We start from the raw sequence: 11,197 nt of genomic DNA, 5'->3' as shown, positions 1-11,197 counted from the left end.
CAGCACCACCATCGCCGTCATCGGCCACACCAGCAGCGCCCCGAGCGCCCCCAGGTCGATGCTCGCGTCGAAGTGCCCGCCGTTGCCGACCCGCCGGGCCTCCCCGATCAGGTTGTCGCTCGGCCCGAGCCACCGCCCGATCCGCCAGGCACCGATCGACCCGAGCAGTCCGCCGATCGCCAGCCCCAGCGCGACCGAGATCCCGCCGCCGCGGCGCCTGGTCAGCAGGAAGGCCCCGAGCGCGGTCAGGATCCCCGCGCCCAGCCCGATCAGCACGAACACCGCGTCGGCCCCGGCCCGCTGCTCGCCCTCGGGGTCCGCGTAGAGGATCCGGTCGCCGTCCACGACCAGCGGCACCTTCGGCGACAGCCAGGCCCACAGCCCGGCCATCACCAGGCCGACCACCAGGGAGACGAGCACGACCCCCGCCCCGATCCGCGCCTCGGGCAGCAGCCGCCCCGCCGTGGGGGCGGGCGACGCCTCGGCCGCGGGCGGCGGCGCGAACGGATCGGGCACGGCACCCGGCACCGTCGCCGGCACATCGGCGTGGGCGGGATCCGGAGGTGTGTTCGGTACGGTCACAGGCCCCATCGTTTCACGACGGCCGTCCGAACGGCCCCACCGCCCACGGGGTGGGAAGGGCCACGACCTCGACGGCAGGCCCTACCGGGAGACGGCCCGCCGGTACGCCCAGGTGGCCAGCGCGAGCGACACCACGCCCACCCCCGCGCAGACCCCGAGGTCCACCAGCACCATCCCCCAGTCCGGCGAGGGCGCGAAGGTCCGCGCGAACGCCTCCACCCCGTACGTCGAGGGCAGCAGGTCCCGCAGCCACAGCACCGGCTGCGGCAGGTGGCCCGTCGGCAGGACGCCCAGCAGCAGGGCCGCCGACATGCCGAGCTGCCCCAGCATCGTCGCGATCTCCTGCCGCGGCGCGAGCAGACCGCAGGCCGCGCCCAGCCCGGACAGCGCGGCCCCGGCCAGCGGCACGACCGCCAGCAGCACCCACAGCTGCCCGAGCGGCAGCCCGAACATCACCGCGCCGACGACCGCCGTGACGACCGTCCCGGGGAGCGTGAACGAGGCGTACGCGGCGGCCGTCCCCAGCACCACCGAGGCGGCCGGCACCGGCAGCGTCGCGTAGTGGTCGAGGCCTCCGGTGGCCCGCAGCTTCCCGAAGTACTGGGCGAGCAGGTTGAGCGCGACGAACGCCACCACCAGCACGCTCGACCCGGCGACCACCGACCGCGCCTCCGAGGTCTGCCCGCCGTCCACGACGCCCCGCATCATCACCAGGATGCCGATGGACTGGAAGGTCGCCACGAACAGCAGCGGGATCCGCGCCACCCTGGCCCGGGCGAGCTGCGCCCGGTACACCGCGGCGAGCGCGGGCAGCAGCCGCGCGGCGGGGGCGAGCGGGGCGGGCCCGGCCGTCGACCGGTCGGTCCTCGGGGGCACCGAGAGCAGGGTCACTTGGCGAGTCCTCCGTGGCGGCCGCCCAGCTTGAGGTAGGCGTCCTCAAGGCTCGGGGTGGCGAGGGTGAAGTCGTCGAGGGCGGCGAAGGCCGGGCCGGTGGTGACGGCGGCGACCAGTTCGCGGGCCTGCTCGGGGGTGGTGCGGACGGTCCAGCGGCGCCCGGTGCGCTCGGCCCGTTCGGCCAGCTCAGCGACGGCGGGCACGCCGAGCGGCGCCTCGTCCCGCCAGACCAGGTCGAGCCGGACGTCGCCGTCGACCAGGGCCTTGAGCCCACCGGGCGTGTCGCAGGCGATCACCCGGCCCTCGTCCACCACGGCGACCCGGTCGAGCACCGTCTCCGCCTCGATCACGTTGTGGGTGACCAGCAGCACGGTCGTCCCGTGCTCGGCCCGCCGCCGGTCCACGGCCGACCAGACGGCCCGCCGGGCCACCGGGTCCATGCCCGTGGTCGGCTCGTCCAGGACGAGCAGCGGCCGTTCCCCCACCAGGGTGGCCGCGAAGCACGCGAGCCGCCGCTGCCCACCGGACAGCTTGGCCAGCGGCCGCTGGGCGATCGCCTCCAGCCCGAGCTCCGTCAGCACCTCCGCCGCCCGGCCGCGGGCCTGCGCCCGGGTGAGCCCCCGCAGCCGCCCGGTGGTCTCGGCGGCCAGGGCGACGGTCAGTTCGTCCAGGGCGGTGGATTCCTGCCCCAGGTAGCCGAGCAGCCGCGCGGCCCGCTCCGGGTGCCGCACGATGTCGTGCCCGAGCAGCTCGACCGAGCCGGAGTCCGGCCGCAGCAGCCCGGTGAGCTGGCGCACCAGCGTGGACTTCCCGGCGCCGTTCGGCCCGAGCAGCCCGAAGATCTCGCCCTGCCGGACGGTCAGGCTGATCCCGTCGTTGGCCCGGATCTCGGCGGCGGCGGCGCCGCGCCCGCCGCCGCGGTAGGTCCTGACCAGGTCGCGCACGGCGACGCACGGCGGGGTGTCCTGGGGTGCTCGCCCGGCCGTCTCTTTCACGACCGAAGACTTTACGCGCTCACACGGGCGAACCGGACAAGGGGGCCTGATCACCGGAAACCACCGGAACGGAGTAGTGGATCAGTCGTCCACCACCATCGACCCGCCCGGCACCCGGGCCGCGAGTTCCTTCCAGAAGCCCGCCCGGATGGCGTAGCGGTCGTGCTCGTCGATCTGGTCGTCCTTGTGCGCGAGCAGCCCGAAGCGGGCCGCGTAGCGCAGCAGCTCGCCGTCGACCCGGTGCGGGATGCGCGGGTAGTCGGGCCAGAGCACGGTCAGCCGCTCCACGTCGCCCAGCCGGTCGCTCCAGCGTCTGGCGAAGACCTGCCCGACCTCGTGGGCGTCACCGCCGATCGTGGTGATGTCCTCCTCGCGGTCGGCCCAGCGCTGCTCGGCGGTGGTCAGCTGGGCCAGCGTCGGCAGGCTGTCCCCGGCGGTGACGGACGGTTCGGGCGCGGGCCGGTCCACCCAGCCCCGGTCGGAGGACCACCGCAGCACCGGCCCGCCCGCCAGGTGCCCGTTGGTGTGCCCGTTGGTGTGCCCGTTGGCGAGCCCGTTCGCCACCGGGGTGATCGGCGTGACGGCGGAGACGCGCCCGGCGAGGTCCTTCGGGGTGGGGACGACCCTCAGCGCCGCGGCCGGCTGCGGCCGCCCGTTCGTCGCGGGGGCCTCGGGCACCGCCTCGGCCGCCGCCGGCCGGACCACCGCGGGCACCACGGTGGGCAGTGCGGCGGGCAGCGCGGGCGGGGCGGCCAGGATCTTGGCGATCTCCTGCCGGGCCGCGCCCGACCCCGGCGCCGGGAACACGCTGGAGCTCTCCCGCAGCGAGAACGACCCCTCGATCCACTCCCGGTCCAGCACCCGCCGCTCGTCGGCCTCCCCCACCAGGTCCTCGGACTGGTTGAAGTCCCCGTCGGCGGCCTGAAGCGCCCACAGGTGCACGGCCACCCCGTGCTCCTTGGCGGTCATCATCCCGGGCAGCAGGTCGCCGTCCCCGGTGATCAGCACGACGTCGGCACAGGCCCGGTTGCGGGCGAGCTCGGAGAGTTCGGCGTGCATCGCGGCGTCCACGCCCTTCTGCACCCAGCGCCCCTCGGCCCGGGTCAGCGCGCCCAGTCGTACGGTGACCCTGGGCAGCACCCGCAGCCGGCGGTGTTCGGGCATCGGGCGCCGGTCGGGGGCCGCGTCGAACCAGTAGATCCGCAGCAGCGGCAGCCCGGTCTCGGCCTCGGCGCGCTCGCGCAGCGCGGTGATCAGCGCGGTGTGGTCGACGGTGACCCTGGAGCGGGACGGGTCGCCCGCGAGCAGGCTGGCGGCGGCGCCCAGCAGGTATCCGGCGTCCACCAGGACGACACAGCGGTCCATCCGCGCACCTCTTTCCACTTGCCCTCGCAGGTCGGCCGGGGGGTGAGTGGCCCGCCCCGCCGTCCGGGCGTAGTGGGGTGAGGGGACCCCGTGGCCGCCCGATCGTTGCGTCACCTTTTCCCCCTGGTTCGCGCGCCGAACCTCGGCGAACGTCCCGGTCCCGCAACGGGCGACCCAACGGGGCGCGAAGACACGATGACGGGCCCCGTACAACGACGGGGCCCGTCAAACGTCACGTCGGGCTCGCGGTGGGCTCATGTTGAGCTCACGAGGGGCTTCAGCCCTTGAGCTCCTCGGCGACCAGCTCGGCCAGCTGGACGGCGTTGAGCGCGGCGCCCTTGCGCAGGTTGTCGTTCGAGACGAACAGCGACAGGCCGTTCTCCACGGTCTCGTCCACCCGGATCCGGCCGACGTAGCTCGGGTCCTGTCCGGCCGCCTGGAGCGGGGTGGGGATCTCGGACAGCTCGACGCCGGGGGCGCCGGTGAGCAGCTCGGCGGCGCGCTCGGGGCTGATCGGGCGCTCGAAGCGGGCGTTGATCTGCAGCGAGTGGCCGGAGAAGACCGGGACGCGCACGCAGGTGCCGGCCACCTTCAGCTCCGGGATGCCGAGGATCTTGCGGCTCTCGTGGCGGAGCTTCTGCTCCTCGTCGGTCTCGTTGGAGCCGTCCTCCACGATGGAGCCGGCCAGCGGCACCACGTTGAAGGCGATCGGCCGCTTGTAGACCTTGGGCTCGGGGAACTCGACGGCCCGGCCGTCGTGGGCGAGCGCGGAGGCGCCCTCCACGACCTTGGCGGCCTGGTCCTGCAGCTCGGCCACGCCGGCCACGCCGCTGCCGGAGACGGCCTGGTAGGTGGAGACGATCAGGGCGGCCAGGCCGGCCTCCTCGTGCAGCGGGCGCAGCACGGGCATGGCGGCCATGGTGGTGCAGTTCGGGTTGGCGATGATGCCCTTGGGGCGGTCGGCGATGGCCTCGGGGTTGACCTCGGAGACGACCAGCGGGACCTCGGGGTCGCGGCGCCAGGCGGAGGAGTTGTCGATGACCACGGCGCCGGCGGCCGCGACCTTGGGGGCCAGGGCCTTGGAGGTGGCGCCGCCGGCCGAGAAGATCACGATGTCCAGGCCGGTGTAGTCGGCCGTGGCCGCGTCCTCGACGGTGACCTCGGTGCCCTGCCAGGGCAGGGTGCGCCCGGCCGAGCGGGCCGACGCGAACAGCCGCAGCCGCTCCACCGGGAAGTTGCGTTCCGCCAGGATCTCGCGGACCACGCCGCCGACCTGACCGGTGGCACCGACAATGCCGATCTTCATCTCCGACTACTCCTCATGAAAGATGCTGTTCACAGCCGCACTCTGCCCATCATGCCTTGTCACACGGGTGGGGCGACCTGGTATTCCACGGTGTGAGAGCGCTGGGGCGAGAGCGCTTAGTGGTCCAGACCACTCGCGAGCGCCAGCGCCGCTTCCACCTCGGCCGCCCCGGCCGGCAGCAGCGGCAGCCGTACGTCCGGGGTGGGGATCCGGCCCTGGGCGTGCAGCACGCCCTTGGTCACCGTCGGGTTCGGCGCCGTGAACGCGGACAGCGCCAGGGCGGTCAGCCGGTGCCCGAGCTCCCGAGCCCGCTCGACGTCCCCGGCCCGCCAGGCCTCGTACAGCTCGACGAACCGGGCGGTCGCCAGGTGCGCGGAGGCCAGGATGCCCCCGGCCGCGCCGATCGCCAGCATCGGCGACAGGAAGGCGTCCTCCCCGGTCAGCACCGCGAAGCCCGCGGGGGTGTCGGCGAACAGCTCGGCGGCCGTCTGGTCCAGCCCGCCGGTCGCGTACTTGACGCCCACCACGCCCTCGATCGCGGCCAGTTCGCGCAGCGCCGCGGGGGAGAGCTGCTGCCCGGTGCGGTACGGGATGTGGTAGACGACCAGCGGCAGCGGGCTGCTCGCGGCGAGCGCCCGGAAGTGCGCGACCGTCCCGGCCTCGCCGGCCCGGACGAACGCGGGGGTGGTGACCAGCGCCGCCGCCTGCGGCACCCGCGCGCCGAGCGCGACCAGCGCCTCGCCGACGGCTCGGGTGTCGCCGCCGGACGCGCCGACGGTCAGCTGCGCCCCGCGCGCGGCGCAGGCGGCCGCGGTGACCTCGACCACCGCGTCCCGCTCCTCGGCGCTCAGCGCGGCCGGCTCGCCGGTGGTGCCGAGCGCGACCAGCCCGGCGGCCCCGGCGTCGAGCACCTCGTACGCGAGCTTCTCCAGCGCGTCGAGGGCGACCGAGCCGTCGGCGGCGAAGGGAGTGATCAGGGGGACGTGAATGCCCTTGAGTTCCATGCCCACGATCCTGCGGCCCATCGATCGCCCAGGTCCAGTTCACATCCCTGACGCTTCTCGTAAGCTGAGCTGATGCTCGACGTCCGACGCCTGCGCCTGCTGCGCGAACTCGCCCACCTCGGCACCATCGCGGCCGTCGCCGAGGCGCTGTCCTTCAGCCCTTCGGCGGTGTCCCAGCAGCTGTCCGTGCTGGAGAAGGAGGCGGGCGTCCCGCTGCTGGAGCGCACCGGCCGCCGGGTCACCCTCACCCCGGCCGGGCTGGGCCTCGTCCGCCACGCCGAGTCGGTACTCGCCCTGCTGGAGCAGGCGGACGCCGAACTCGCCCACGCCAAGCGGGGGTTGGCGGGCCCGCTGCGCATCGGCACCTACCCCTCGGCGGCCCGCGCGATCATCCCGGCGGCGCTCGCCGAGCTCGCCGCCTGGCACCCCGGCCTGGAGCCGATGGTCACCGAGGTGGACCCTGCGGCCGTCGGCGCGGCGCTGCGCGCGGGTGAGCTGGACGTCGCGCTGGTGCACGAGTACGACCTCGTCCCGACCGACCCGGAACCGGGCCTCGCGGTGACCCGCCCCGTCTTCACCGAGCCGATGTACCTGGCCGCCCGCCACCCGGGTACGGTCGCCGAGCAGCGCGGCGCGCCCTGGATCATGTCCCCGCCCGGAACGCTCTGCCGCTCCATGGCCGTCCGCGCCTGCGAGTCGGCGGGCTTCGCGCCCCGGATCCGGCACCAGATCGACGACTTCACCACCGTGCTGGCCCTGGTCGGGGCCGGCCAGGGCGTCGCCCTGGTCCCCCACCTGGGCACCGCCGAGCCCCCGCCCGGCGTCGTCCTCACCCGGCTGCCCATGTACCGCCGCACCCGCGCGGCGTTCCGGGCCGGCGCGGGCTCCCACCCGGCCATCTCGGCCTTCGTCTCGGCGCTGCACACGGCCGTCCCGCCGGGTCTGGGCGGCGGTTCCTGAGGAACCGCCGCCCGGACCCGGCCCGGACTTCGCCTCAGACCACCAGGCAGCTCGGCCCGAGCAGCTGCTTCAGGTCCCCGAACAGCGCCGGGTCCGACTTCACCCGGTGCCGGTCCAGCCGCAGCACCGTCGTCTTGTTGCGGCCCTCCAGCCGGACCCGCACCTCGGTGGTGCCCCTGTGGCTGCCGAGCACCTCGCCGAGCCGGGCCACCAGCGGCGGGGTGATCTTGCCGCTCGGGATGTTGATGATGATCGGCGCGTCGGCGTGCGCGTTCGACAGGTCCGGAACCGACAGCTCCATCCCCATCAGCCGCGGCACGTCCTCCCGCTTGTCCAGCTTGCCGCGCACGAACACCACGGCGTCCTCGACCAGTTGCGAGGACACCAGCTGGTAGCTCGCCGGGAAGAACATGCAGTCGATGGACCCGGCCAGGTCCTCGACCGTGGCGATCGCCCAGGCGTTGCCCTGCTTGGTCATCTTCCGCTGGAGGCCCGAGATGATGCCGCCGATGGTGACGATCGTCCCGTCCGGCCGGTCCGCGAGGTCCGCCACCGCGCAGTCCGCCTTGTCGGCGAGCACGTGCTCGATGCCGTGCAGCGGGTGCGAGGAGACGTACAGGCCGAGCATCTCCCGCTCCTGGGTGAGCAGGAAGGACTTCTCCCACTCCTCCTCGGAGAAGACGACGTCCAGCCCGAAGCTCGGCTCGTCGGCGGTGGCGTCGCCGCCGAAGAGGTCGAACTGCCCCTCGGCCTCCTTGCGCTTCACGCCGACGACGTTGTCGATCATCGGCTCGAACTGCGCGCTCAGGCCCTTGCGGGTGTGCCCGAGCGAGTCGAAGGCGCCCGCCTTGATCAGCGATTCGACGGTCCGCTTGTTGCAGACCACCGACTCCACCTTGTCCAGGAAGTCGGGGAAGGAGCTGAACTTCCCCTTGGTCTTCCTCGTCCGGATCATCGACTCGACCACCGGCCCACCGACGTTGCGGATGGCGGTGAGACCGAAGCGGACGGTGGTGTCACCGTGCGGGGTGAAGTCCGAGTCCGACTCGTTGACGTCCGGCGGCAGCACCTGGATGCCCATCTTGCGGCACTCGTTGAGGTAGACCGCGGACTTGTCCTTGTCGTCCTTGACGGAGGTGAGCAGCCCGGACATGTACTCGGCCGGGTAGTTGGCCTTGAGGTACGCCGTCCAGTACGAGACCAGCCCGTACCCGGCGGTGTGCGCTTTGTTGAACGCGTAGCCGGAGAAGGGGACGAGGACGTCCCACACCGCCTGGATGGCCGCGTCGGAGTAGCCGCGCTCCCGGCAGCCCTTCTGGAAGGGGACGAACTCCGCCTCCAGGATCTCCTTCTTCTTCTTACCCATGGCCCGGCGCAGCAGGTCGGCCTGGCCGAGCGAGTAACCGGCGAGGATCTGCGCGGCCTTCTGCACCTGCTCCTGGTACACGATCAGGCCGTAGGTGGGCCGGAGCACCTCCTCCAGGGGCTTCTCCAGCTCCGGGTGGATCGGGGTGATCTCCTGCTGCCCGTTCTTGCGCAGCGCGTAGTTGGTGTGCGAGTTGACGCCCATCGGGCCCGGGCGGTACAGCGCCAGGACGGCGGAGATGTCCTCGAAGTTGTCGGGCTTCATCAGGCGCAGCAGCGAGCGCATGGGGCCGCCGTCGAGCTGGAAGACGCCGAGCGTGTCGCCGCGGGCGAGGAGTTCGTAGGTCGGCTTGTCGTCGAGCGGCAGCTTGAGCAGCTCGATCTTCTCGCCCTTGTTCTTCTCGATCGCCTTGACGGCGTCGTCCATGATCGTCAGGTTGCGCAGGCCGAGGAAGTCCATCTTGAGAAGGCCGAGGCCCTCACAAGTCGGGTAGTCGAACTGCGTGATGGTGACGCCGTCGGTGTGCCGGGTCCAGACCGGGATGTGGTCGGTCAGCGGCTCGGCGGACATGATGACGCCGGCCGCGTGCACACCGGGCTGGCGGATCAGGCCCTCGATGCCGCGCGCGGTGTCGATGACCTTCTTCACGTCCGGGTCGGTCTCGTACAGACCGCGGATCTCACCGGCCTCGCCGTAGCGCGGGTGGGAGGAGTCGGTGATGCCGGAGAGCGGGATGCCCTTGCCCATGACGTCCGGCGGCATCGCCTTGGTGATGCGGTCACCCATCGCGTACGGGTAGCCGAGGACTCGGGAGGAGTCCTTGATGGCGGCCTTCGCCTTGATGGTGCCGTACGTGACGATCATGGCGACCTTGTCGGATCCCCACTTCTCCGTCACGTAGCGGATCACGTCGGCGCGCCGGCGCTCGTCGAAGTCGATGTCGACATCGGGCATGGAGATGCGCTCGGGGTTGAGGAAGCGCTCGAAGATCAGGCCGTGCGGGATGGGGTCGAGGTCGGTGATGCCCATCGCGTACGCGACCAGCGAACCGGCCGCAGAACCACGGCCGGGGCCCACCGCGATGCCCTGGCTCTTGGCCCACATGATGAAGTCGGCGACCACGAGGAAGTACGCCGGGAACCCCATCTGGATGATGGTGTCCATCTCGTACTCGGCGAGCTTCTTGTGCTCCTCGTCGTAGCCCTCCGGGAAGCGCCAGTCCATGCCCTCCCAGACCTTGGACTTGAAGAAGTCCGCCTCGGACTCGAAGCCCTCCGGGATCGGGAAGCGGGGCATCAGGTTCTTGAACTTGAACATGCCCTCGGTGTCGACCCTGGAGGCGACGAGCAGCTGGCTGTTGCGGCAGCCCTCCTGCCAGGCGTCCGAGGAGTCCAGCGCGTACATCTCGGCGGCGGACTTGATGTAGTAGCCGGTGCCGTCGAAGCGGAAGCGGTCCGGGTCCGAGAGGTTCTTGCCGGTCTGCACGCAGAGGAGGAGGTCGTGCGCGCCGGCGTCGGCCTCGGTGGTGTAGTGCGAGTCGTTGGTGACCACCGGGGGGATGTTCAGCTTCTTGCTGATCTCCAGCAGCCCGTCGCGGACCCGCTTCTCGATGTCGAGGCCGTGGTCCATCAGCTCCAGGAAGTAGTTCTCCTTGCCGAAGATGTCCTGGTAGTCGGCGGCGGACTTGACCGCCTCGTCGAACTGGCCGAGGCGCAGGCGGGTCTGCACCTCGCCGGAGGGGCAGCCGGTGGTGGCCATCAGGCCGCCGGACAGCTCGGAGATCAGCTCCTTGTCCATCCGGGGCCACTTCACGAGCCAGCCCTCGGCGTACGAGCGCGAGGTCAGCTTGAAGAGGTTGTGCAGGCCCTCCTTGTTCCGGGCCCAGATGGTCTTGTGGGTGTACGCGCCGGACGCGGAGACGTCGTCCCGCTTCTGGTGCGGCTGGCCCCACAGGACGCGCTTGGTGTTCGAGCGGGACTCCGGGGCGACGTACGCCTCGATGCCGATCACCGGGGTGATCCCGGCGGCGGTCGCCTGCTTGTGGAACTCGGCGGCGCCGTACATGTTCCCGTGGTCGGTCATCGCGACATGGGTCTGCCCCAGGCGCTCGACCTCCTTGAACATCTGCTTCAGCCGGGCGGCACCGTCCAGCATCGAGTACTCGGTGTGGACGTGCAGATGCGCGAACGGCTGATCGCTCAAGGCGGGGCCTCCGGAGGCTCTGGTGCTGGTCTGGTGGGCCGGCGAACGTGCGGGTCACAGGGGATGCCCTGGAAATGGATGTGGCCCGGACCACCTCTTGGGGTCCGGACCATCACTCACACGTTCACGCGTCTACTCTAGCCCCCTTCGGAGGGCGTCCCTCGCCCGTACGGAGGGTGCCCAGGCCAGCCCGGCGAGTCGCGCCCCGGCGGCTGCGCGGACCTCGGGCTCCTCCATCGGATCGTCCCGGAGGTAGGCCAGCCGCTCCCGCACCTCGGCCCGATCAGGAGCGTGCTCGACCCCCAGCAGCCGCGCTCGCGCCTCGCAGTCCCACAGCGACTCCGTGTACGCCTCGCCCGTCCCCGCCGCCCCCATCGCCGCGAGCGCCTCGAGGTACGCGGCCCGCTCGAACGAGTGCGGCGTCCACAACCAGAACCGCCGCAGCAGCGAGGCGGCCCCTCCTGCTTCGGCTCCGAACCCCGCGAGCGTCTTCGCGGTGTGCATCGGCCCGCACCAGGCCTGC

8 protein-coding genes and 1 pseudogene are annotated in these 11,197 nt (G+C 72.3%); 1 reads left to right on the top strand and 8 read right to left on the bottom strand.

What is annotated here, in order from left to right:
* The 6 genes from J0670_RS16830 to J0670_RS16805 form a co-directional block, all read right to left on the bottom strand.
* On the bottom strand, positions 1-516 hold a 516-nt coding region (locus tag J0670_RS16830), incomplete at its 3' end, for a DUF2567 domain-containing protein (protein ID WP_207812408.1).
* A gap of 147 nt (positions 517-663) precedes the next feature.
* Positions 664-1,473: an ABC transporter permease gene (locus J0670_RS16825; RefSeq protein WP_207812407.1), complete on the bottom strand. Its 810-nt coding sequence runs from the start codon at positions 1,471-1,473 to the stop codon at positions 664-666.
* Positions 1,470-2,471, bottom strand: coding sequence for an ABC transporter ATP-binding protein (locus J0670_RS16820; protein WP_207812406.1), 1,002 nt, complete (start codon positions 2,469-2,471; stop codon positions 1,470-1,472). Before J0670_RS16820 ends, J0670_RS16825 begins: the two co-directional genes overlap by 4 nt.
* An 81-nt stretch (positions 2,472-2,552) precedes the next feature.
* Positions 2,553-3,836: an NYN domain-containing protein gene (locus J0670_RS16815; protein ID WP_207812405.1), complete on the bottom strand. Its 1,284-nt coding sequence runs from the start codon at positions 3,834-3,836 to the stop codon at positions 2,553-2,555.
* A gap of 277 nt (positions 3,837-4,113) precedes the next feature.
* Positions 4,114-5,142, bottom strand: a complete 1,029-nt coding sequence (locus J0670_RS16810; RefSeq protein WP_207812404.1) for an aspartate-semialdehyde dehydrogenase — start codon at positions 5,140-5,142, stop codon at positions 4,114-4,116.
* 116 nt (positions 5,143-5,258) lie between these two features.
* Positions 5,259-6,146, bottom strand: a complete 888-nt coding sequence (locus J0670_RS16805; protein WP_207812401.1) for a dihydrodipicolinate synthase family protein — start codon at positions 6,144-6,146, stop codon at positions 5,259-5,261.
* 72 nt (positions 6,147-6,218) lie between these two features.
* On the opposite strand from J0670_RS16805, the gene J0670_RS16800 reads away from it, so the two are divergent.
* Positions 6,219-7,106: a LysR family transcriptional regulator gene (locus J0670_RS16800; protein WP_207812399.1), complete on the top strand. Its 888-nt coding sequence runs from the start codon at positions 6,219-6,221 to the stop codon at positions 7,104-7,106.
* Positions 7,107-7,140: 34 nt separating this feature from the next.
* On the opposite strand, the gene dnaE is transcribed toward J0670_RS16800, so the two are convergent.
* Together dnaE and J0670_RS16790 are read right to left on the bottom strand one after the other, a co-directional pair.
* On the bottom strand, positions 7,141-10,674 hold the full coding sequence (dnaE, locus tag J0670_RS16795) for a DNA polymerase III subunit alpha (protein WP_207812398.1): 3,534 nt from the start codon (positions 10,672-10,674) through the stop codon (positions 7,141-7,143).
* A 132-nt stretch (positions 10,675-10,806) separates the two neighbouring features.
* Positions 10,807-11,197: pseudogene (locus J0670_RS16790) on the bottom strand (hypothetical protein); the annotation flags it as partial.

Source organism: Streptomyces sp. FH025 (assembly GCF_017427025.1).
In the GTDB taxonomy this organism is placed as follows: Bacteria; Actinomycetota; Actinomycetes; order Streptomycetales; family Streptomycetaceae; genus Kitasatospora.
This window is presented reverse-complemented; position numbering and strand designations above follow the sequence as displayed.

Excerpts from the sequence above, each read along its gene's own strand:
- J0670_RS16815 (WP_207812405.1), bottom strand. The coding sequence starts at position 3,836 with ATGGACCGCTGTGTCGTCCTGGTGGACGCCGGATACCTGCTGGGCGCC.
- J0670_RS16810 (WP_207812404.1), bottom strand. The coding sequence starts at position 5,142 with ATGAAGATCGGCATTGTCGGTGCCACCGGTCAGGTCGGCGGCGTGGTC.
- J0670_RS16805 (WP_207812401.1), bottom strand. The coding sequence starts at position 6,146 with ATGGAACTCAAGGGCATTCACGTCCCCCTGATCACTCCCTTCGCCGCC.
- J0670_RS16800 (WP_207812399.1), top strand. The coding sequence starts at position 6,219 with ATGCTCGACGTCCGACGCCTGCGCCTGCTGCGCGAACTCGCCCACCTC.